Raw genomic sequence first — 22,218 nt, 5'->3', positions numbered from 1 at the left:
GCTGTGTTTGCCATTTATATCACTTTCCTTTCGGATTTTTATGTCATCTGTAAGTTAAATTATAATTTACATTTGTAGGGGACGCCGCCCTCGGCGTCCCGTTGGGCGTGTAATATATCTCGCGGGACGCCGAGGGCGGCGTCCCCTACATTAGCTAACGGCTAAGGGCTAAGGGCTCAAATCATAATTTTGCTCCGCAAAATTATGATTTGTCAGTCCATTCGGTTCTCCATGTCGGTGTACTCGCGCATGGGAGATATTGCCTTGTAGGCAGGACGGATTATCTTGTTGGAGTTGATGAGCTCCTCAATTCTGTGCGCCGACCAGCCTGCTATTCTCGATGTTGCAAAGAGGGGCGTGAACAGCTCGTCGGGTATGCCCAGCATACGATATACGAAGCCGCTGTAGAAGTCCACGTTGGCACATACGCCCTTGTATATCCTGCGCTCCTCGGCTATTACCTCGGGAGCGAGGCGCTCCACCAGCGAATACAGGGCGAACTCCTCATGTCTGCCCTTCTCGGAGCTGAGGGACTCAACAAAGCTCTTGAACACCTTGGCTCTGGGGTCCGACTGGGAGTATACTGCGTGTCCCATGCCGTAGATAAGACCTGCGTGGTCGAAGGCTTCCTTGTGAAGGAGCTTTCTCAGGTAGTTCTTTACCTCCTCCTCGTCGGTCCAGTCACTGACATTCTGCTTCATATCGTCGAACATCATTGCCACCTTGATGTTTGCACCGCCGTGCTTGGGACCCTTCAGTGAGCCCAGCGCCGCTGCTATGGCGGAGTAGGTATCGGTGCCCGAGGAGGAAACTACATGGACGGTAAAGGTGGAGTTGTTGCCGCCGCCGTGCTCTGCGTGGAGAACCAGCGCAAGGTCAAGTATACGCGCCTCAAGCTCGGAGTACCTTCCGTCATCGCGGAGCATATACAGTATATTCTCGGCGATGGAGAGGTCGGGACGGGGACTGTGTATGAACAGGTCTCCCCCAAGTCTTGCGTACTTGTATGCGTGGTAAGCATATACCGACAGCACCGGGAACATGGTTATGAGCTCTACGCTCTGCCTGAGCACGTTTGGTATCGATATATCGTTAGCCTTGTCGTCGTAGGAATACAGCGCAAGGACGCTCTTTGCAAGGGTATTCATCATGTTGTCCGTGGGAGCCTTCATGATAACGTCTCTCATGAAGTTTGAGGGGAGCTCGCGGAAGTCCGCAAGGAGCTTCCTGAACTCGGCAAGCTCATGCTCCGAGGGCATTTTGCCGAAAAGAAGGAGATAAACGGTCTCTTCAAAGCCGAAACGCTTTTCCTTTATGAAGCCTGCGACGATATCCTCTACATCTATGCCGCGGTAATAGAGCTTTCCGTCCCCGTGATTGGGCATACCGTCCCCTGTTTCAAGGACTTTTATGGTGCTGATATTGGTAAGACCTGCTACTACGCCGTTGCCGTTTATATCGCGGAGCCCTCTTTTTACGTCGTACTGTGTGTACAGCTCGGGGTCTATCCTGTAGCCCTCAAGTGACATCTCTGCAAGTCTCGAAATTTCGGGGGTTATTTCTGAAAATTTGTATCTCATGTATCGTCATCCCTTTCTTTTACAGTTTGTAGTAATAAAAGTGCATATTACAATTATATTTGATTTTATTAATTTTGTCAAGGCTTCACAAATAGTTAGGACAATTACTTTTCTCCGTGGCGGCAGTCTGCTGATTTTTTCTCTTTTCTCTTGAAAAATATTATACGATATGGTAAAATATATTTATCGGATCGCTCCGACACATGATATAGAAATTATTCGCCGCGCTCTGCTTGTTTTTCAGGGGTAAAGCTCTGCGCTGCGCAAAGGAGTTGGTTTTTTGGAATCAGTTGAGTACAAGTGCCCGAACTGTAACGCAGACCTGAAATTCAATCCCGCCAATCAGAAGCTGGAGTGCGAATACTGCCTCAGTTCGTTTACAGTAGATGAAATAAAGAAGCTCTGCGCCAACACAGAGAACAGTATCCCACAGGAGGCTGTACAGGTTCAGGAGGACTTCGCCAACCATACTCACCTCTACCGCTGCAAGAGCTGCGGTGCCGAGATAATGGCTGACGATCAGCTCACCGCTACCTTCTGTTATTATTGCCACAATCCTGTCATTTTAGCAGGCAAAATGGGCGGCGAGTTCAAGCCCGACAAGGTCATCGGCTTCAAGCTCACAAGAGAAAACGCCATAGACTGCTTCAAAAAGTGGGTGGGCAAGCGCTGGTTCGTACCCAAGGACTTCAAATCCCAGCAGCAGCTGGAAAAGCTGACAGGTCTCTACGTCCCCTTCTGGCTGGCTGACTGCCATGTGAACGTGGACGTCCGCGCCGTGGGCAAGAAGCTCCGCCACTGGGTATCCGGCAATTACAGCTACACCGAGACCAAGGAGTTCCGCGTGGTCCGCGCAGGAACTATGGTAACAAGAGGTATCCCCGCCGACGGCGAGACCAAGATAGAGGACCTGCTCATGGAGGCTATCGAGCCCTATGACTACCGTGAGCTCAAGGACTTCTCAATGTCCTATCTCAGCGGCTTCTACGCCGATAAATATGACGTGGACAAGGCGGCGGTATTCCCCCGTATCCGCGCCCGCTCAAATCAGGCGTGCAGCGCTCTGGTAAGATCTACTATCAGCGGCTACAGCAGCTATATCCCTTCAAACGAGAATTATACAATCACCAACACCGACTGGAGCTATACCCTGCTCCCCGTTTGGTTCATGTCCTATAAGTATAAGGACAGGATATACGAATTCGCTATCAACGGTCAGACAGGCAAGCTGGCAGGCACTCCGCCCCTCTCAAAGGGCAGGCTGGGAGCTCTCTGCGGCGCTATCGGTATGGGCGTTGCGGCTGTTATCATGGTTCTGGGAGGTGCACTGTTCTGATGAAAAAATCAAGTAATGGTCTCCGCACCTTTCTTATAATTGCTGCAATTATCGCAGGTCTCTGCGGACTGGATTACCTCATTGCCTTCCACACAGGCTCTAAAAACCTGGCAGAGGGCTACAGCGGCTCATCTGCAGCTTCGGGCGTCATCGACGAAAACGGTATCTTCGATGAGGATCCCGCTGCCCTCAGGAAACTCGATCAGCTGGTAAAGGATACCGCCGATGAGCTGGATATGAACATTCTCATATACCTCCCCGACGAGAGCAAAAGATATTACAGCGATGATGCGGTAAGAGACTTCACTGCCAATGAGTACAACAGGAACTTCGGTGAATTTACCGACGGCCTGCTTTACTATATAGACATCTCCGGCAAGAGCCCTGCCTGCGATGACATCGCAAAGAGCGGAAAGGCTTCCCTCATTTATACAGATTCAGTGTGCCAGAGCATTTTCTATTCTCTGGACGAATACCTCCCGCCTTCTTCGGGTCCCGTTTATCCCGACCAGATCTCAAATGCCATAACTCATTTCTGCCCGTTTCTGATCTCTTATTACAGCAAGCCCGACAGGTCGGAGCAGTTCTATGACGACACGGCAGATGTCCCCACCTATACCTACACCAAGAACGGCAAAGTCTACATCACAAGCAGCAAGCCGCCTATGAAGAAGCTCTTCATCTGTATTGTTGCAGAGCTGACAGGCGGTCTGGTGGCACTTATCATATACCTCGCCTCAAGGAGCAGATATAAGTTCAAGAGCAAAACCAATCCCGGTATCTACCTCGCAAACAGCGACGTGAGATTTACCGAGAATTCCGATGTGCTCATACGTTCATATATCACCAAGCACAGGATACAGTCCTCCTCGGGCGGCGGCGGTTACCGCGGCGGAGGCGGAGGCGGCGGACACTCCCACGGCGGAAGTATCAGCCACAGCAGTCACCACAGATAATATAAGGGAGCAGTACGTGAAAACGTTCTGCTCCTTTCTTATTGCCTGTAATAGTTGGAGTTTATACGTTATCTCGCCTATTTTACCGTATTTTTGGTTTGCGAGATTTGGTGAAAAAAGCTCTTGAATTTGTACCGCTTCAATGCTATAATAATGAAAACCCGAAAACATATGGGTCTTGTATATATTAAGGAGGTATAGCTATGACCCGCGCAAATTCTTCCGAAAAGCTGAAAAGAATAGTCGTGACGGGACTTTTTTCCGCACTGATATTCGTTTTTACCGCCTATATCCATGTGCCTACGGGCTCGGGCTACACCCACGCAGGCGACGGTCTCATCTACCTCTCAGCCTGCATACTCCCAATGCCTTACGCTGTTGCCTCGGGTATCATCGGCGGAGCTCTTGCGGACGGGCTGTCGGGCTATCCCATATGGATACCTGCTACCGTTATCATAAAAGCACTGACCGCCATGTTCTTCTCAAACAAAAGCGATAAGATAGTCACAAAGCGCAATCTCCTGGCAATTATCCCCTCGTTCATTATCTGCGTTGCGGGATACAGCCTCTATGAGGGCTTCGTTATCACGAAAGGGCTCTCAGCCTCAGGCATCATCGCCGCCTTCACGCAGACTCCTGCCTATTTTGTGCAGATAGCCGCAAGTACAGTGCTGTACGTCGCCGCAGGCACTGCTCTGGACAAGGCAGGCTTCAAGAGCCGTTTCAAGTAATCAACAGTTATTATAGCATATTCGGGGGGCGCCGCAGGCGTCCCCTTTTTCGTTTTATCTTCCTGAGATACCTTTATATTACGGGCGCACACTGTGCGTCCCTGCAAGCTGAAGGGCTATTGACGGAAATTGCCGATTGTGATATAATGGTAAAGTTGTCGGACAAATAAAATAGTCCCTCAAATCGGAGGTATAAACTTGAAAAACAGCTTCTTACGCGGTATGTCACACGGTATACCTATCTGCCTCGGATACCTCTCCGTATCCTTCGGCTTCGGTATCCTCGCCGTCAGCAAGGCGGGACTTTCGGTATTCCAGGCGTCGATAATCTCCGCGTCAAACCTTACGTCGGCAGGTCAGAAGGCAGGCATAGACGTTATCGCAGCAGGCGGCACTATCATTGAGATGATACTGCTCCAGCTCACTATAAATATAAGATATTCGCTCATGGCGCTGTCCCTCTCGCAGAAGCTGGACAAGCGCTTTACAACTCCTCACAGGCTCATGGCTTCATACGGCATAACCGACGAGATATTCGCGGTGTGCTCCGCACAGAAGACTCCGCTGACCCCTGCTTATATGTACGGCATGATACTCATTGCCGCCGTGGGGTGGGTAACGGGTACGGCTCTGGGAGCGGCGGCAGGCGAACTGCTCCCCTTATCCGTCAGCAAGGCTATGGAGATAGTCCTCTACGGTATGTTCATCGCTATCATCATACCCCCTGCAAAAAAGCAGCACAGCGTCCTCTTTGTCATTGCCATGGCGGCTGCACTCAGCGTGGTGTTCAGGTACTGCCTGCCCATGGTCAGTGACGGCTTCGCTATAATCATCTCCGCTGTTGCAGCTTCCGCAGCAGCTGCCTTCATATTCCCCGTTAAGGACGAGGAGGCTGAAGAATGAGTATAGCTGTTTACATCATCGTTATGGCAGGGGTCACCTACCTCATACGAATGGTGCCCTTCACCTTCTTCCGCAAGAAGATAAAGTCGCGGTTCTTCCGCAGCTTTCTGTACTATATCCCCTATGCGGTGCTCAGCGCCATGACCATTCCCGCTATCTTCTACACCACCCATAATATGTGGACAGCCATTGCGGGAACTGCCGTGGCTGTGGCTCTGGCGTTCTTCGAGATGCCCCTTATCGTGGTGGCTCTGGCAGCCTCGGGTGCGGCTTTCCTGGTGGGACTGTTTATGTAAGTTGAGAGTTGAAAGTTAAAAGTTGAAAGTCGGAGCGTCTCATACGGCGCTCCTACAAGAAAAGGCTATCGGTAAAAACCGATAGCCTTTTTATTATGCGTTCATGCCAAGCTCGATAGCCTTGAAGTTATTGGGAATGAGTGCTGCCTTTTTGGGCGGTACTACCTTCTCGATAGCCTTCTGCATTGTCTCGAGTGAGCAGATATTTGTCTCCTTCAGAAGCTTTCCGAGGAGAATGATGTTTGATCCGCCCTTGAGCTGGTTGTCGTCAGCCATCTGCTGTGAGGGGATACCGTACAGCTCGATGTCTGTTCTGTCTGTCTCGGGCTCGATCATTGTGCTGTCGAAGAATACCTTTCCTCCGGGACGTACACAGCTTACAAACTTGTCGAATGAAGGCTGGTTCATTGCGATGAGGAGGTGAGGTGTGAGAACGAGGGGCGAACCGATAGGATCATCGGAGATGGTAACTGAACAGTTACAGGTACCGCCTCTCATCTCGGGACCGTATGAAGGAAGCCATGAAAGCTCCTTATTGTCCATAAGTCCGCAGTATGCAAGTATCTTTCCTGCGAAAAGGATACCCTGTCCGCCGAAGCCTGCAAGAAGGATCTCTGTGGTTGCCATTACTCATTACCTCCTTCTGTCTTGGGGAATACTCCCTCTTCAACGTCCTTGTAAACGCCAAGAGGATAGTAGGGGATCATTTCGTCCTGAAGTCTCTTGATAGCGTCAAGAGGTGCAAGACCCCAGTTTGTAGGACAAGTTGACAGTACCTCTACGATAGAGAAGCCCTTGCCTGCCTTCTGGTTCTCGAATGCCTTGCGGATAGCCTTCTTTGCAGCCTTTATATGAGGAACGCTGTCAACTGCAACACGCTCTGCATAAGCAGTACCTGTCAGTGTCGAGAGCATCTCACATACCTTTACGGGATAGCCTGCAAGCTCGGGGCTTCTTCCGAAGGGAGTTGTCTGTGTTACCTGACCGGGGAGTGTGGTAGGAGCCATCTGTCCGCCTGTCATACCGTAAATTGTGTTGTTGATGAAGATAACGACGATATTCTCGCCTCTTGTAGCAACGTGAACAGTCTCGGCAGTACCGATAGCTGCAAGGTCGCCGTCGCCCTGATATGTAAATACGAACTTATCGGGGTTTGTACGCTTAACGCCTGTTGCAACAGCCGGAGCACGTCCGTGTGCAGCCTCGATCATATCACAGTTAAAGTAATCATATGCCATTACAGAGCAGCCAACAGGACATACGCCTATTGTATCGCCCTCGATACCCATTTCGTCGATGACCTCACAGAGAATCCTGTGAACTATACCGTGTGTACAGCCGGGGCAGTAATGTGTAGGAACGTCGATGAGCGACTTGGGTCTTTCAAATACTACAGCCATCAGAGGGCACCTCCCATTCTCTTGATCTCGCCCAGTACCTCAGCAGGTGTGGGGATAACGCCGCCTGTTCTTCCGAAGAACTCTACAGGCTTTGAGCAGTTGATAGCAAGTCTGATATCGTCTACCATCTGACCCATTGACATCTCTACGCTGAGAAGCTTCTTAGCGCTCTTTGCAGCCTCGTTGATCTCCTTTACGGGGAAGGGCCACAGTGTCTTGGGACGGAAGAGACCAGCCTTGATGCCCTGTGCTCTTGCATCGTTTACAGCAGACTTTACGACTCTTGCTGTTGCGCCGAATGCGCATACGAGAATATCGCAGTCCTCTGTGAGGTAGAGCTCAGCCTCTGTCTCTGTCTCCTTGATGATATCGTATCTCTTATAACGTTCGATGATGGAGTTCTCCAGCTCATCGGGCTTGAGGTAGAGCGAGTTGATGATGTGGTGCTCTCTCTTCATCTTGTGGCCGTTTGCAGCCCAGCCGCTCTTATCGTAAGCGTCGGGATTGATCTCGGGGAATGTAACAGGCTCCATCATCTGTCCGAGGAGGCCGTCTGCCAGGATCATTGCGGGCATACGGTACTTATCGGCACGGTCGAATGCCTTTACAACGTAGTCTACCATTTCCTGTACGGAAGCAGGAGCATATACCAGAAGCTGGAAGTCGCCGTGGCCGAGAGCCTTTGTAGCCTGCCAGTAGTCAGCCTGTGAGGGCTGGATACCGCCCAGACCGGGGCCGCCTCTCTCTACGTTGATGATAACTGCGGGAAGGTCGGAACCTGCGATATAGGAAACGCCCTCGCTCTTCAGTGAGATTCCGGGTGATGATGAAGATGTCATTGCACGGACGCCTGTTGATGCTGCGCCCAGTACCATATTTATAGCAGCGATCTCGGACTCTGCCTGTAAGAATACGCCGCCTGCCTTATGCATACGCTTTGCCATATAAGCGGCAAGCTCTGTCTGAGGAGTGATCGGATAGCCGAAGAAGCATTTACAGCCTGCTCTGATAGCAGCCTCTGCCAGCGCTTCGTTACCCTTCATAAGATTTCTTTCCAAAGCTGAACAGCTCCTTTCACATTATAATGATCATTTTTCAATAACGATAGCGCAGTCGGGACACATAGTCGCACACATTGCGCAGCTTATACAAGCTGACTGGTCGGTACATTCCGCATAGAAATATCCCTTCTTGTTACGATGCTCCTTCTGAAGAACAACGATCTTCTTGGGACAGGCAGCTGTACACAGTCCGCAGCCCTTGCAGCGCTCGGTAATAACTGTCATCTTTTCCATACACCCTTCGCTCCTTTCAGATTAATTCATAATTCACAATTCATAATTCATAATCAATGCTGATAGGGAAATATACGGAACGCCGTTTTTCCGACAATTATGCATTATGCATTATGAATTATGCATTCTTGCTCAGCCCCAGACGGGCTTCACATATATCTTTGCGGGGAAAACGTCCTGCTTATCGGAAAGCGGGGCGATCTCCTCGGGATATACAGTATAGATAACGGGAAGCCCTGTTATCCTTGATGTTTCCTCGGCGAAGCTGCGTGACTCCTCGATTATCTCAAGGCTTGTCTCAACGCCGAGATTGGTGTTGTTGACTATTGCCGTATGCTTCATACGGGCGGCAGCCTCTATCTCATACATCAGCTTTGTGACCTCCTCAGCCGTATTGGTGAGGTAGCGGCGCTGATTGATGACGTAATACATCTCGATATTGTCTTTGAACTGCTCTAAAGCCTCGGCATAGCGTCCCAGGGCAACAGCTCCTGCGTCATCGCCGCCGACGTCGATAATGAGGCAGTCCTCGTCCATTGCAAGCTCGACCACGTCGAACTGTATGGAGGGAATATCCAGATTGCTCCTTGCGAAGTCGGGAGCTATAAGTCTTACGCCCTTTTCCTCAAAGAGGTCCTTGAAATCCGCGGTACGGAAATAGGGGTTTACTATGTCAAGGTCGACTATGGCTGCGGACTTGCCCTCCGCTGCGGCTTTTACCGCAAGGTTTACGGAGAAATTGGTCTTTCCGCTTCCGTAATGACCTGTGATTATCTTGATATTTTTCATAATTATCCTCTTGACTCTATTGTGAAAAATCCTACAACCTATATTATATCACGTTAAAGCATTAATTGCAAGTGGTATTTCACGCCATGCAACAACTTTGACGTTTGACAAGGCAAACATCATAATTTAACACCGCAGGTGTTAAATTATGAGTGAGTAGAGAGTAGTAAGTAGAGAGTAGTATTATTCAGTGTATCGGCTTCTACTCACTACTTTCTACTTACTACTTACTCAAATCATAATAAGCACAACGCCCCCGAGCACTTTGCAGCACTCAGGGGCTTACGTTAATATGCTTTAATTGTTGCGGCTGTCGTATAATTCCTTGTATACACCGGGAGGACGGGTAACAATATCATTTATGCGCCAGTCGTTGAATTCGGGGTCAAGCACGTACTTTACCTCAGCACAGGTCGCTTCATTGAGATCGTTATAAGGCTCACTTCCGCCGTACCACTCGGCAACATAGGCAGTAAATGATGTATCCGTCTTGTTTGTGATAATAACAGGATAAGCCTCGGAATACTCGGGTTCAAGACTTCCCTTGCCGCCGCCGGGAGCTGTCATGTAGAGCTTTCCGCGGTATATAAGGTAATACCCGATATATTCACTGTCGAGATAGCCGCCGTTTTCAAAATCGTCGGGAGCGGTTATCAGATTATCTTCCAGCCATCTGTATACAAAGCTGTTTTGTGTGAATGCACTTCTCACATAGCTTCTCAGCTCGTCGGCTGTTGTGAAGTTCTCATCGGCAGCAGGCAGGTAGAACTTTACATTGTCCACCCACTGACTGTTGTTGTGTTCATAGTCATAAGATCTGTATCCCAGTTCAGGATCGACACTGACCTTCAGGAAGCCGTCGCCGTAGCCCGAAACGCCTATGCCATTGATCTTGTCATTAACTGTCTCTGATCTCTTGTAGAGCTCAAAGGCGTATTTCTCAAGCTCGCCCTGTACATTTTCGTCAGGAGCCGCCATTGTGACAGTTTCTTCTGCTGCTTCGGCTGTTGTGGTGACTACGGCTGCTGTGCTGACGTCGGCTGCTGTGGTTGCAGCTGGTGCAACTGCCGTCTGTACCGCTGTAGTGAACGGCTTTTCGGGAGCATTGAGGAAATCAAGATTGTTTGCAACCGCAGGGTCAACTCTGTTGCCGTTTTCGTCAACTGCAATGCTTACATAAGGCTCAAAGCCGCTGTCTTCTATCCACTTTCTGAATTCAGAAGGTGTGGTGACGTGGGCATCGCCGTTGTACTTTATATCCGTTATCTCAAAGTCAACAGTATGTTCTTCGCTGGTTTTCCCCTCAGACACATACTTGAGCTCTACACCTGTCTCAGCATCATAATACTCGGTGCTCCTGCCGTATTCATCTTCACTTTCAATAACTACGCAGTCCCTGCCGCAGACAGTGTCCTTGCCTTTTATCGAAAACTTATCGGGATCCAGCGATTTACAGAATGAAGAAGCATTGAAAATATCAAGGTAAAACTCGTTGTCGCTGATGTAATCTCTGTTCCTGTACCAGTCATTGTCATAGGTCATGACCTCATAATGTGCTGCGTCATGGCTGACCGCTACGCTTTTATTTTTATAATAGTAATGTGTCCAGTGGCTATCAGATGTGACATCACCATCGCTCATATAATTGCTAAAATAGTTTTCTTCCGAGTCAAAAAGCAGATACTGTTCACCGGAGTTATACTCAAAATGCGCCTCTGTTGTGGTCCTTGTCTCTGTTGACTCTGTTTTATTATTTATATTCACCAATACATACGATGCCTCAAGCTTGTTGTAATAGTTCGGTGAATTCAGGCACAGCTCGGCAAGGGCTGCCTTGTCGGTATAGACATCTGCCAAAGGCGGGTCATCGGCATTTCTTGATCTTCCTTTTCTGAAAAGTGCCGCAGTTCCCGCAGCAACACCTGCTACAAGCACAAATGATGCTGCGACAGCCAGCGGTCTGAGCCAGACAGGTCTCTTTACGCGCTCAACGCCGCTGACTGCACCATCGTACTCTTTATTTTTATCTTTCCTTGTTCGTTCATATTCTTTCTTTTTCATTTTGTAGTTCCTTTCGCTCACAGCGAGCAGCTCTTCCAGCCGCTCATCGCTGATCTCGGGGCTCATTTCGGTAAGATCTTCCATAAGCTCATCCTCTGCGTTTTCAAATATATCAAACAGATCCGTATTTTTCACAGCTGCTCCTCCTTTACCTTGTGATGCCTGCTTCGGCAAGCTTTATCCGAAGCTTTCCCATCGCTCTCGTTATCCTTGATCGGACGGACGATGCGGTCATTGAAACTGTCTTTGCTATCTCCGCAGAGCTGCGTTCATAGTAGAATTTCTGCATCAGTATAGTAGAATCGGGCTCGCCCAGCTCCTTTATCTTCTGAAGGAGTATCCTGCGGAGTTCAGAACCATCCACCAGCTCATCAACGCTGATGTCCGAGACGAGCTCCGCCATTTCCTCTTCGTCCGCATGGGCATTATGCAGATCGGCGGCGGAAAGGGTCCTGAAGCGGTCTATAGCCTTGCGCTTCGCCAGAGTACCGATATATCCCCTGATGTCGCTCACATACTTCTCATCGTATTCAAACCTGAGAAATATGTCGGTAAACACATCGCAGAAGCATTCCTCTATATCCTCCCTTGTGCCGCAGCTTCTCAGCTTGTTGAACACTATGGCATAGACATATCTGCCGTATTCCTTCATAAGCTGTCTGTGGCATTCCTCGGGAGAAGCCTCAAGGAGCTCTTTAAGCTCATTTCCCGTCATGTTCATCCCTCCTTGTCAGTATATAGTGAAGATCGACCTTTCATAAATAACATTCGTATTAAAAAGCGAAAGTGCTGCAAAATCCAAAAAATTTTTTCATTTATATATTATCACACTTTTCTGTTCATGGCAATGGCATAAAAAAATCCCCCGATCTTCATCGGGGGAGCTTTTACCTATAATTATTCAGCGTCAGTGTTCTTCTCAACGTAATTAACGATGTCGCCTACTGTCTTGATCTCCTCTACAGCCTCGTCGGGGATAGAGATGTCAAACTCGTCCTCGATGGTTGTGATGAGGTCAACAACGTCGAGTGAATCTGCACCAAGATCGTCCTGGATATTTGAATCCATTGTTACTTCGTCTGCCTCCACACTAAGCTGTTCTGCAATAATATCTTTGAGTTTTTCAAAAATCATTATATGGTCCTCCATTTTCTTTATTTTTTCTCAAAACCGGCTCATTCCGTGAACGCTCCGATTTTTCTAAATTTAGTATAGCGTTCTTTAAGCAAAACGTCAATATCTTTTTTGCATTTTTCCGGAATTTTCTGTGACAAATATTCATGTATATTTTCTGAAATTTTGTCTAAATCGTTATGTGCGCCTCCGAGAGGCTCCTCGATTATGGCTTCTGCAACGCCCAGACGCACCATATCCTCGGCAGTTATCTTCATGAGCTCGCTGGCTTCCTGCTCGCGCGAGGCGTCCTTCCAGAGTATGCTTGCGAAGCCTCTTGGCGATAATACGGAATATTCCGCGTTCTCAAGCATTGCCAGCTCGTCGCATACGCCCAGTGCAAGAGCACCGCCGCTTCCGCCTTCGCCCAGAACGATGGAGACTATAGGTGTGCGGAGAGTCATGAACTCCGCGATATTCTTGGCGATAGCCTCACCCTGTCCGCGCTCCTCGGCTGCGACTCCGCAGAATGCTCCGGGAGTGTCGATGAAGCAGATTATGGGACGGTGGAACTTCTCTGCCTGTCTTGCTATCCTGAGAGCCTTTCTGTAGCCCTCGGGGTGAGGCATTGCGAAGTTGCATACCTTGTTCTCGTTGATGTCCCTGCCCTTTACCTCTGCGATTATAGTAACGGGCTCGCCGTCAAGACGGGCAAGTCCGCCGATAATGGCTCTGTCATCGCCGAAAAGACGGTCACCGTGCATTTCATACCAGTCTGTGAATATCTGTGGTATATAGTCCTTGATAGTGGGTCTGCCCTTGGTGTGTATGAGCTGAAGGCGTTCCCAGGCTGTTCTCTTCTCGTCCATACTCACGCCTCCTTAGGGTAAAATCCGTGAAGCTTCAGAAGGTGCGAAAGCACGCTCCTGAGCTTTCTGCGCTCAACTATCATATCAACGAAGCCCTTGTCATACATGAACTCGGCAAGCTGGAAGTCCTCGGGAAGTCTCTGCTTGATGGTCCCCTCGATAACACGTCTGCCTGCGAAGCCTATGAGCACCTTGGGCTCGGCTATGATTATGTCTCCCAGGGACGCAAAGCTGGCTGTAACACCGCCTGTGGTGGGGTCTGTCATTACCGATATATAGAGTCCGCCTGCCTCGCTGTGGAGCTTTACAGCTCCCGAGGTCTTAGCCATCTGCATCAGTGAAACTATTCCCTCCTGCATACGTGCGCCGCCGGAAGCCGTGAACATTATCACGGGGAGCTTGTGCTCTGTGGCGTACTCAAAGGCTCTGGTTATCTTCTCGCCCACTATGCTTCCCATTGAGCCCATCATGAAGCGGGAATCCATTATGCCGATGACCACGGGTGAGCCCTTTATAGTAGCCGTACCTGTGATGACAGCCTCGCTGAGTCCCGTGCTTCCGCGGAGCTCTGCCTGCTTCTCCTTATAGTCGGGGAAGTCCAGGGGGTCTGCACCGCGCATATTGGCGTTGAGCTCCTTAAAGCTCTCCTTGTCAACGGTTATGGCTATACGCTCCTGTGAGGACAGTCTTCCGTGATAATTGCACTTGGGGCATACTCTGTGGAGCTCCTCATATTTGGAAAGGGGGCTGGTGCCCTGACAGCGGGGGCATTTGAACATAGGAGGCTTGTATTCCTCTTCGCCGTCGCCCCAGCGCTTCTTTACAACGTTAAAAAAATCTTCAAACAATTATGTTCACCACATTCCGAGTTATTTGTTCTTTTCTTCCACGAACCTGCCAAGGAAGCCGATATCGTACTTTCCTGCCTTGAAATCAGCATTCCTGATGACTTCAAGCTGGAAGTCTATATTTGTGTCGACGCCCTCAACGATGAATTCGGACAGTGCCCATCTCATCTTGTTTATGGCGTCCTCTCTGTCAGAGCCGTGTGCTATCAGCTTGCTTATCATTGAGTCATAGTATGGAGTTATGGTGTAGCCCTGATATACCGCGCCGTCTATTCTTATTCCGGGGCCGCCGGGCATATAGAGCGCGGTTATTGTACCCGGTGACGGGCGGAAGCCCTTGTCGGGATTTTCTGCGTTGATTCTGCACTCGATAGCGTGACCGCGCATGGTAACGTCCTCCTGCTTTACCTCCAGAGGCTTGCCGTCGGCTATCTCTATCTGTGCCTTTACGAGGTCAAAGCCTGTTACCTCCTCGGTAATGGGGTGCTCGACCTGTATTCTTGTGTTCATTTCCATGAAGTAGAAGTCGCGGTTCTCGTCCACCAGGAACTCGATAGTGCCTGCGTTATAGTAGCCGCACTCCTTTGCAGCCGTAACGGCTGCTGCGCCCATCTTTGCGCGGAGCTTATCGTCCACTATGGGGCTGGGGCACTCCTCCAGCATCTTCTGGTTGCGGCGCTGCATGGAGCAGTCGCGCTCGCAGAGGTGGATATAGTTGCCGTGCTTGTCTGCGATTATCTGTATCTCCACATGGTGGGGATTTATAAGGAATTTCTCGATATATACCGCATCATCGCCAAAGAAGTTCTTTGCCTCCTGCTGTGCGGCAGTCATCTGAGCCTCAAGCTCCTCGGGGCTGTCGACACGGCGTATGCCTCGTCCGCCGCCGCCTGCGGAAGCCTTTACCAGTACGGGGTAGCCTGCCTTGTCGGCTATCTCCCTCGCCTCCTCCAGAGACTTTACGGCACCCTTTGAGCCGGGGATAACGGGAACTCCCGCTGCTGCCATGGTCTCCTTTGCGGCTGCCTTGTCGCCAAGCATCTCTATTGACTTATATGAGGGACCGATGAAAACTATTCCGTTTGCCTCACAGAGCTTTGCAAATTCTGCATTCTCCGAGAGAAATCCGAAGCCGGGGTGGATAGCATCGGCGCCTGTATTAAGTGCCGCCTGGATTATGGCGTTCATATTGAGGTAGCTGTCCTTTGTTGCCGCAGGACCTATACATACCGCCTCATCGGCTATCTGTGCGTGGAGCGATGTGCGGTCGGCGGTGGAATATACCGCTACACTGCGTATGCTCAGCTCCCTGCACGCTCTTATTATTCGTACAGCTATCTCGCCTCTGTTGGCGATAAGAACTTTTCTGAACATCTGTATTATCTCCTGTATGGATTATTTATTGTCTGTGATAACGAAGGTTATCTCGCAGGATACAGCCTTTTCGCCGCCTACCGAGGCAACTGCCTTGCCTGTGCCCACGGGTCCGCGCTGACGGATCATCTCCACCTCAAGGTCGAGAACGTCGCCGGGGACTACCTGTCTGCGGAACTTTGCCTTGTCTATGCCGCCGAAAAGTCCAAGCTTGCCCTTGAATTCGGGCTTTGAGAGCATACATACTGCGCCTGCCTGTGCCAGCATCTCAACCATGAGAACGCCGGGTGTCACGGGATAGCCGGGGAAGTGACCCTTGAACCAGAAGTCCTCCTCCTTGATGTACTTCCTTGCGTGTACCTTCACGCCCACCTCCATATCAACGATCTCGTCGATGAGAAGGAAGGGATCGCGGTGGGGAATGATCTCCATGATCTGCTCTTTATTCATAAGTATATCTGACATATCAAAGTCCTCCGTTATAATAAGCTCCTTCACGGTGAAGGAGGGGTCTGTATATCACAGGAACTCACCATTGTGGGGGTGATCCCTGTTTGCTTTCTCGCGTATACTGTCAAAAGTAAGGTTCTGCACACTGTCAGCACAGCTGTTGAATGTGGTGATATTGAGCTGAGTGAACGACGGGTAGCCAAGCTCCTTTGAAAGCTCGTTCTCGACGTACTCATAGTACCATGTCACAAGGAAGTTTCCCACGGGTATGAGCCAGAGCCTCCAGGAAATGGCTATGACCGAAAGGGATATAAGTGCGATGATGAACTTGTTGCGGCAGTGTTTAAAATAGGCGAACCATATTATAAGTCCGATATAGCCGAAAAACGCCAGAACTCCCAGCCATACCAGAATATCGGGGGTATAGCTGCCGTCGCCGAACTGCTTCATGGTAGTCTCTGAAAGTATCCTGATGACCTTGTATACAAAGTATATGAACTGCACTATCATCCAGACATTGAAGAGGACGTGTGCACCGTGGCGCCTGTTATAGTTCTTTGCGGCTTCGATGTTATACTGCCTTGCTTCCTCGAACATCTCGGGTGAGGTTATGTTCCTTCCTCCCGAGTCGATGACCTCCTGAGTGATATATCTGTACTCCATAAGCTGCTCCTATTTAAGGAATGTACCGTCGTGTCTGTGGGTATTCACCGCACGCTCACGGATATTCTCGAAGGTGAGCTCCTCGACGGTATTTGCCTCGCTGTCGATGGTGGTTATTGCCAGCTGTGTGAAATCGGGGTAACCCGGTTTTGTCTCAAGGTCTTTCTCGGTCTTGTTGTACAGGTATCCTATAACTCCGTTTGCGAGAACCAGTATTCCCAGTGCAGGGTGTGCGAGCATCATAGGTGCGGAGCAGGCGACCATCATCAGAGGTGTCCTCTTTTTACTTATCACAACAAAGTAGCCGTAAAAGACCACATAGGCTATGAGCCCTGCCACGCCAAGCCATATCCTGGCGGAGGAGGTGGTGGTGCCCGTATCTGCCTGCTTTATCGAGATATTGCCTATCAATATGAACAGCATAAGGAATATGAGGACGTTCTGAGCTATGAACCATATACCCATGCCGATATGGATGCGGCTGCGCCTGACATAGTTTCTGTGAGCATCTATGTTGTATTCCCTTGCTTCCTCATACATTGCAGGAGAGGTGATATTCACGCTTCCTGCGTCGATGATGTCCTGAGTCAGATACCTGTAGTTCATCTTATTTTATGACCATGATGGGCTGGTCATACTCAACTGCCTGACCGTCGGACACCAGTATCTGCTCAACTGTGCCGTCGAATTCAGACTGTATCTCGTTCATGAGCTTCATTGACTCGATTATCATGATGACATCGCCCTTCTTCACCTCGTCCCCTGTCTTTACGAAGGGGGGCTTATCGGGTGAGGGTGCAGAGTAGAATGTGCCCACGATAGGCGATCTTACTATCTTGCCGCTGACCTCCTCTGCCATGGAAGCCTCGCTCGCGGAGAGAGTGCTCTCCACAGAGGGCTGAGCCTGGGCGGGAGCTGCCGCAACAACAGGCATGGGCACAGGGGGTACACACTTCTTGCCCTTGAGGGTAATAGTGTTGTCACCGCTTGAGATAGTGAGCTCCGAGAGATCCTTCTTGTTGATTATATCAGCAAGCTTCTCTATTGTTTCAAGGTCAAACTGACCGTATATCTTCTCCATTGAATATCCTCCTTAATCCTTCACCCTTCTGAAGCAGAGAGTAGCGTTATGTCCGCCGAATCCGAGAGAATTGGACAGGACAGCCTTTACCTCCTGCTCTACATTACCGCTTCCGCAGTAATCCAGGTCACACTCCTCATCCGGCACCTTATATCCCACTGTTGCGTGAATGAAGCCTTCCTGCACGGATTTCGCGCAGACTACCGCTTCAACTGCACCTGCGGCGCCGAGGAGGTGTCCTATCATGGACTTGGTAGAGCTTATCTTTACTCTCCTTGCGTCCTTCTCGCCGAGGGCAAGCTTTATGGCTGCGGTCTCGTACTTATCGTTGAGACCTGTTGATGTGCCGTGAGCGTTTATGTAATCTATATCGGCAGGTTTGAGACCTGCTTCTTCCATTGCAAGCTGCATTCCCTTTGCAGCAGCCTCACCGCCGGGCATGGGCGATGTCATGTGATAACCGTCGCAGGTAGCACCGTAACCTGCTATCTCTGCGTATATCTTTGCACCTCTTGCCTTGGCGTGTTCGTATTCCTCGAGGACAAGCACGGCGCTTCCCTCGCCGAGTACGAATCCGCTTCTCTCCTTGTCGAAGGGGATAGAAGCCCTTGTGAGGTCGCCGCTCTTTGTAAGTGCCTTCATATTTGCAAATCCGCCGAAGGTGAACTCAACTCTTGTGGACTCGGTTCCGCCTGCAAGGCAGGCGTCAAGGTAGCCGTCCTTTATCTTGCGGAAAGCCTCGCCTATGGAATGAGTTGCAGAAGCGCAGGCAGTTGTTATATCGAAGTTTGCTCCCCTGAAGCCTGTCTTCATGGAGATGGTGCCTGCTGCCATATTGCTTATCATCATGGGGATGTAGAAGGCGGAAACTCTGCTGGGTCCCTTTTCAAGGTACTTGCTGTACTCGGAAAGAGTAAGGTCAACGCCGCCTATTCCCGAGCCTACCAGAACGCCTATCTTATAGGGATCCAGGTCGGAGAAATCCGTAGCTGCGTCTGTCAGCGCCTCATTGGAAGCCACCAGGGCGTACTTTGTGAAGGTGTCCATGTGCTTTGCTTCCTTCTTGGTGAAGTAACCCTTGCGGTCGTAATATTCCTCCTCATTGAAGTCGCGGACTATACCTGCTATCTTCACGCCCGTACGCTCTGTATCAAACATATCAATGAAGGATATGCCCAGCTTGTTTGCCTTTATTCCTTCCCAGAACTTTTCTACGCCCGTTCCGAGGGGAGTAACTGCTCCCATTCCTGTGATAACTACTCTTCTGCTCATATTTTTTCCTTTCGTTTTTTGATTAAAGTTGAGTGGTAGATACGGGACAGAAGTCCCCTGCTGCGATTATTGGTATGTCACATAGAAAGTCCGCCCGAGATCTCGATGACCTGTCCTGTAACGTAGGAGGCATCATCGGATACAAGGAAGGATACGACCGAGGCTATCTCCTCGGGCTCGCCGTAGCGTCTGAGGGCTACAGCCTCTATCATCTTTTCCTTCAGTTCGTCTGAGAGAACATCGGTCATAGGTGTTCTTATAAGTCCGGGAGCTACGGCGTTGCAGGTGATGTTGCGCGAGCCGAACTCCTTTGCCACAGTCTTTGTCATGCCTATTACGGCAGCCTTTGAAGCGGAGTAGTTCATCTGTCCGGGATTTCCGTAGAGTCCCGCAACAGAAGCCACATTTACTATCCTGCCGTGTCTCTGCTTCATCATAACGGCTGTAACGTGCTTTGTCATGTTGTAAACGCTCTTCTGGTTTACGGCGATAACTGCGTCATACTCGTCCTCGCTCATTCTGGCAAGGAGCTTGTCCTTGGTTATGCCTGCGTTGTTCACAAGTGCGTCGATGGTGCCGAAGTCAGCCTTTATCTGCTTGACCATAGCCTCGCACTGGTCGAATTTTGATACGTCAGCCGCATAGCACTCAGCCTTTACGCTGAAGCTGCGGCACTCCTCTGCAACTGCAAGAGCCTTTTCCTTATCGCTGTCACTGGGGTAATGATTTATAACTACGTCGAAGCCGTCCTTTGCAAGTCTTTTTGCGATGCAGGCGCCTATTCCCTGAGAAGCGCCCGTGATTATTGCTGTTGCCATAATATTTACCTCCGTTTTCGGTATCCGAATGTGATACTCTATTTTAGCACACTTTTCCCCTGATGTGAACGGGAAAAATGTCACTTTCCGCAGTTACAAATGTAACTATTTATTGAAGCTCCTTTTCAAATATCATGTCATACTCCGCCATGATACCATGTGAGCCCATTATCCTCACAGGGACATTCCCCACATATCTGTAGCCCATGGAAGCCATATGCTCTATAGCCTCCCGCGGCGACATTTCCGTGCCGTCCTTTTTATAGTGGAAGTATCCCGTAAGGCTTATCTTTACTCTGAGATACTTGTATCTCATATTTTCAGGAGCTTTTCAGCGCCGTCATTTATTTCCTTTACTATGTCTGCACAGGTCTTTATCTCGTTCACCATGCCGGAGATAGCTCCGCAGAGGAAGGAACCGCTGTCCACATCGCCGTCAACTACTGCTCTGCGGAGAGCGCCCACTGTGAGCTGCTCGAACTCCTCGGGAGAGAGAGTTCCCTCCTTCTCGCCTGTTGCAAGCTTCTTTGCGAACTTGGTCTTGATATTCCTGCACGGATGACCTGTATATCTTCCCGTTACGATATTGTCGGTGTCCTTTGCCTTGATGACAAGGTCCTTGAAGGTGGGGTGTATCTGACACTCCTCGGAAGCCAGGAAGCGTGTGCCTATCTGAACGCCCTCTGCGCCCAGCATGAAGACTGCTGCCATACCTCTGCCGTCGGCGATACCGCCTGCTGCGATAACGGGTATCTCAACCGCGTCAACTACCTGAGGAACGAGACACATAGTGGTGTTCTCGCCGATATGTCCGCCGGACTCCGTGCCCTCTGCGATGACCGCATCGGCGCCGGACTTCTCCATTCTCTTTGCAAGAGCTACCGAAGGAACAACGGGCATTACCTTTATCCCTGCTTCCTTCCATGCAGCCATATATTTACCGGGATTTCCCGCACCTGTGGTGATGACCTTTACGCCCTCGTCGATACAGAGCTGTGCCAGGTCATCGGCATTGGGGCTCATGAGCATGATGTTTACGCCGAAGGGCTTGTCGGTCTTCTCCTTGCAGAGACGTATCTGCTCACGGAGATAGTCGATGGGAGCGCTTCCGCCTGCGATAAGACCTATACCGCCTGCATTTGAAACTGCTGAGGCAAGTGTGTGCTCGGCTACCCATGCCATACCGCCCTGTATGATAGGATATTCACAGCCGAGAAGCTCGGTGATGCGTGTTTTCATAGTAGTAGTTCTCCTTTAATATTTTAGCCTTTAGCCCTTAGACATCCGCCTTCAGCCTGTGGTGTGCCCTTATGGGCGATATAAACTGACGGCTGACGGCTCTGAAGATCAGTATTCCATTATTATGCCGCCGTAGGTGAGACCTGCTCCGAAGCCTATGAGAGCTATCTTCTGTCCGCGCTTTATGATGCCTTTTTCTGTAGCCTCACAGAGCGCAAGGGGTATGGAAGCGCTGGAGGTATTGCCGTAATGGTCGAGAGTCACGATGAACTTCTCCATAGGCACGCCCAGCTTCTTGGCGGCAGTCTCGATTATCCTTATGTTCGCCTGATGGGGCACGAACCAGTCTATGTCGTCCTTGGTGATATTTATCTTTTCAGCCGCAAGCTCAAATGACTTAGGAAGTGCCTGAGTTGCGAACTTGTAGACCTCTTTTCCGTTCTGCTGGAGCTTGTGGAGAGGAGCCTGAGGGAAGGGATCGTCGAATTCCTTTTCCTGCGCCACCTCGGGAGCTACGTTCAGAGCTCTTGAACAGAGGTACTTTGCGCCGCTGCCCTCTGAGCGGAGAGCAGATGAAAAGAGCTTATCACTCTTCTCGACTATGGCTGCCGCAGCGCCGTCGCCGAAGAGTATACATGATGACCTGTCGGAGAAGTCAAGGAAGCGTGAAAGCGCCTCGTTGGCAACTACCAGGACGTACTTCAGCGAATCATCGGTCTCAAGAAAGCGTCTTGCGGTATCCAGTGCATATACAAAGCCCGAGCAGGCTGCATTCAGATCAAAGGCGGCAGCTTCAGCTGCTCCCACCTCATGCTGTATGACGCTTGCCATGCTGGGGGTATTGAAATCGGAGGTAACGGTACAGGATATGACAAGGCCTATATCCTCAGCGGCTATGCCTGCTGCCTCGATAGCACGCAGCGAAGCCATTTTTCCCATGTACCAGGTGGGCTCCCAGCCTGCCATCGGACGCTCCGTGATGCCCGTTCTTGTCCGGATCCACTCGTCGCTCGTCTCGACAAAACGGGTGAAGTCGTCGTTTGTCAATATCTGCTCGGGCACATATCTGCCCATTCCCAAAATGCTGATACCCATTAATATCTCCTTAGCAATTAAAAATTATGTAAATATGGTTGTAAAAACC

Annotated in this window: 26 protein-coding genes; 5 read left to right on the top strand and 21 right to left on the bottom strand. The window is 50.1% G+C overall.

The window, feature by feature from the left end:
- Positions 1–212: 212 nt before the first annotated feature.
- On the bottom strand, positions 213–1,580 hold the full coding sequence (locus tag T488_RS0104850; protein WP_028519828.1) for a citrate/2-methylcitrate synthase: 1,368 nt from the start codon (positions 1,578–1,580) through the stop codon (positions 213–215).
- Positions 1,581–1,860: 280 nt separating this feature from the next.
- Between T488_RS0104850 and T488_RS0104845 the strand changes: the two genes are divergently transcribed.
- From T488_RS0104845 to T488_RS0104825, 5 genes are all read left to right on the top strand, one after another.
- Positions 1,861–2,916 (top strand): hypothetical protein, encoded by a 1,056-nt coding sequence (locus T488_RS0104845; RefSeq protein WP_028519827.1) that lies wholly within the window; start codon positions 1,861–1,863, stop codon positions 2,914–2,916.
- Positions 2,916–3,872, top strand: coding sequence for a hypothetical protein (locus T488_RS0104840; protein ID WP_028519826.1), 957 nt, complete (start codon positions 2,916–2,918; stop codon positions 3,870–3,872). Before T488_RS0104845 ends, T488_RS0104840 begins: the two co-directional genes overlap by 1 nt.
- A 203-nt stretch (positions 3,873–4,075) precedes the next feature.
- Complete coding sequence (locus tag T488_RS0104835) at positions 4,076–4,603, top strand: TIGR04002 family protein (protein ID WP_028519825.1); 528 nt, start codon at positions 4,076–4,078, stop codon at positions 4,601–4,603.
- Positions 4,604–4,801: 198 nt separating this feature from the next.
- Positions 4,802–5,506, top strand: coding sequence for an AzlC family ABC transporter permease (locus T488_RS0104830; protein ID WP_028519824.1), 705 nt, complete (start codon positions 4,802–4,804; stop codon positions 5,504–5,506).
- Complete coding sequence (locus T488_RS0104825; RefSeq protein WP_028519823.1) at positions 5,503–5,802, top strand: AzlD domain-containing protein; 300 nt, start codon at positions 5,503–5,505, stop codon at positions 5,800–5,802. The genes T488_RS0104830 and T488_RS0104825 overlap by 4 nt, the downstream gene beginning before the upstream one ends.
- Positions 5,803–5,895: 93 nt before the next feature.
- Here T488_RS0104825 and T488_RS0104820 read toward each other — a convergent pair whose 3' ends face one another.
- From T488_RS0104820 to T488_RS0104725, 20 genes are all read right to left on the bottom strand, one after another.
- Complete coding sequence (locus T488_RS0104820; RefSeq protein ID WP_028519822.1) at positions 5,896–6,429, bottom strand: 2-oxoacid:acceptor oxidoreductase family protein; 534 nt, start codon at positions 6,427–6,429, stop codon at positions 5,896–5,898.
- On the bottom strand, positions 6,429–7,202 hold the full coding sequence (locus T488_RS0104815; protein WP_019680243.1) for a thiamine pyrophosphate-dependent enzyme: 774 nt from the start codon (positions 7,200–7,202) through the stop codon (positions 6,429–6,431). Before T488_RS0104815 ends, T488_RS0104820 begins: the two co-directional genes overlap by 1 nt.
- Positions 7,202–8,245 (bottom strand): 3-methyl-2-oxobutanoate dehydrogenase subunit VorB, encoded by a 1,044-nt coding sequence (locus T488_RS0104810; RefSeq protein ID WP_037297119.1) that lies wholly within the window; start codon positions 8,243–8,245, stop codon positions 7,202–7,204. The genes T488_RS0104815 and T488_RS0104810 overlap by 1 nt, the downstream gene beginning before the upstream one ends.
- A 45-nt stretch (positions 8,246–8,290) precedes the next feature.
- Positions 8,291–8,497 carry a 4Fe-4S dicluster domain-containing protein gene (locus tag T488_RS0104805; RefSeq protein ID WP_028519820.1) on the bottom strand — a complete coding sequence of 69 codons (207 nt, stop codon included), beginning with the start codon at positions 8,495–8,497 and terminating at the stop codon, positions 8,291–8,293.
- A gap of 132 nt (positions 8,498–8,629) precedes the next feature.
- Positions 8,630–9,286, bottom strand: coding sequence for a cobalamin biosynthesis protein CobQ (locus tag T488_RS0104800; protein ID WP_028519819.1), 657 nt, complete (start codon positions 9,284–9,286; stop codon positions 8,630–8,632).
- A gap of 297 nt (positions 9,287–9,583) precedes the next feature.
- The gene (locus T488_RS0104795) at positions 9,584–11,482 is read right to left on the bottom strand and encodes a hypothetical protein (RefSeq protein ID WP_028519818.1); all 1,899 of its coding nucleotides are present in this window, start codon (positions 11,480–11,482) and stop codon (positions 9,584–9,586) included.
- Between the two features lie 13 nt (positions 11,483–11,495).
- Positions 11,496–12,062: an RNA polymerase sigma factor gene (locus T488_RS0104790; protein WP_028519817.1), complete on the bottom strand. Its 567-nt coding sequence runs from the start codon at positions 12,060–12,062 to the stop codon at positions 11,496–11,498.
- A 182-nt stretch (positions 12,063–12,244) separates the two neighbouring features.
- Positions 12,245–12,481, bottom strand: coding sequence for an acyl carrier protein (gene acpP / locus T488_RS0104785; protein WP_028519816.1), 237 nt, complete (start codon positions 12,479–12,481; stop codon positions 12,245–12,247).
- A gap of 41 nt (positions 12,482–12,522) precedes the next feature.
- Positions 12,523–13,329, bottom strand: a complete 807-nt coding sequence (locus T488_RS0104780; RefSeq protein WP_028519815.1) for an acetyl-CoA carboxylase carboxyltransferase subunit alpha — start codon at positions 13,327–13,329, stop codon at positions 12,523–12,525.
- Positions 13,330–13,331: 2 nt separating this feature from the next.
- On the bottom strand, positions 13,332–14,177 hold the full coding sequence (gene accD / locus T488_RS0104775; RefSeq protein WP_028519814.1) for an acetyl-CoA carboxylase, carboxyltransferase subunit beta: 846 nt from the start codon (positions 14,175–14,177) through the stop codon (positions 13,332–13,334).
- A gap of 21 nt (positions 14,178–14,198) precedes the next feature.
- Positions 14,199–15,551, bottom strand: a complete 1,353-nt coding sequence (accC, locus tag T488_RS0104770; protein ID WP_028519813.1) for an acetyl-CoA carboxylase biotin carboxylase subunit — start codon at positions 15,549–15,551, stop codon at positions 14,199–14,201.
- Positions 15,552–15,572: 21 nt separating this feature from the next.
- Entirely contained in the window at positions 15,573–16,016 is a 444-nt protein-coding gene (fabZ, locus tag T488_RS0104765) for a 3-hydroxyacyl-ACP dehydratase FabZ (RefSeq protein ID WP_028519812.1), read from the bottom strand.
- 54 nt (positions 16,017–16,070) lie between these two features.
- Positions 16,071–16,664, bottom strand: a complete 594-nt coding sequence (locus tag T488_RS0104760; protein WP_028519811.1) for a hypothetical protein — start codon at positions 16,662–16,664, stop codon at positions 16,071–16,073.
- A 9-nt stretch (positions 16,665–16,673) separates the two neighbouring features.
- A complete protein-coding gene (locus tag T488_RS0104755; protein WP_028519810.1) occupies positions 16,674–17,270 on the bottom strand; it encodes a hypothetical protein in 597 nt (198 codons plus the stop codon).
- Position 17,271: 1 nt separating this feature from the next.
- Positions 17,272–17,745, bottom strand: coding sequence for an acetyl-CoA carboxylase biotin carboxyl carrier protein (gene accB, locus T488_RS0104750; RefSeq protein WP_028519809.1), 474 nt, complete (start codon positions 17,743–17,745; stop codon positions 17,272–17,274).
- 12 nt (positions 17,746–17,757) lie between these two features.
- Positions 17,758–19,017 (bottom strand): beta-ketoacyl-ACP synthase II, encoded by a 1,260-nt coding sequence (gene fabF / locus T488_RS0104745; RefSeq protein ID WP_028519808.1) that lies wholly within the window; start codon positions 19,015–19,017, stop codon positions 17,758–17,760.
- A 77-nt stretch (positions 19,018–19,094) separates the two neighbouring features.
- Positions 19,095–19,835 carry a 3-oxoacyl-[acyl-carrier-protein] reductase gene (gene fabG, locus T488_RS0104740; protein ID WP_028519807.1) on the bottom strand — a complete coding sequence of 247 codons (741 nt, stop codon included), beginning with the start codon at positions 19,833–19,835 and terminating at the stop codon, positions 19,095–19,097.
- A gap of 109 nt (positions 19,836–19,944) precedes the next feature.
- Entirely contained in the window at positions 19,945–20,151 is a 207-nt protein-coding gene (locus tag T488_RS0104735; protein ID WP_028519806.1) for a DUF4177 domain-containing protein, read from the bottom strand.
- Complete coding sequence (gene fabK / locus T488_RS0104730) at positions 20,148–21,074, bottom strand: enoyl-[acyl-carrier-protein] reductase FabK (RefSeq protein ID WP_028519805.1); 927 nt, start codon at positions 21,072–21,074, stop codon at positions 20,148–20,150. Before fabK ends, T488_RS0104735 begins: the two co-directional genes overlap by 4 nt.
- Before the next feature lie 108 nt (positions 21,075–21,182).
- A complete protein-coding gene (locus T488_RS0104725) occupies positions 21,183–22,169 on the bottom strand; it encodes a beta-ketoacyl-ACP synthase III (RefSeq protein ID WP_028519804.1) in 987 nt (328 codons plus the stop codon).
- Positions 22,170–22,218: the final 49 nt, after the last annotated feature.

The sequence above is a fragment of the Ruminococcus flavefaciens ND2009 genome (assembly GCF_000621785.1).
Lineage (GTDB): Bacteria > Bacillota > Clostridia > Oscillospirales > Ruminococcaceae > Ruminococcus > Ruminococcus flavefaciens_C.
This window is presented reverse-complemented; position numbering and strand designations above follow the sequence as displayed.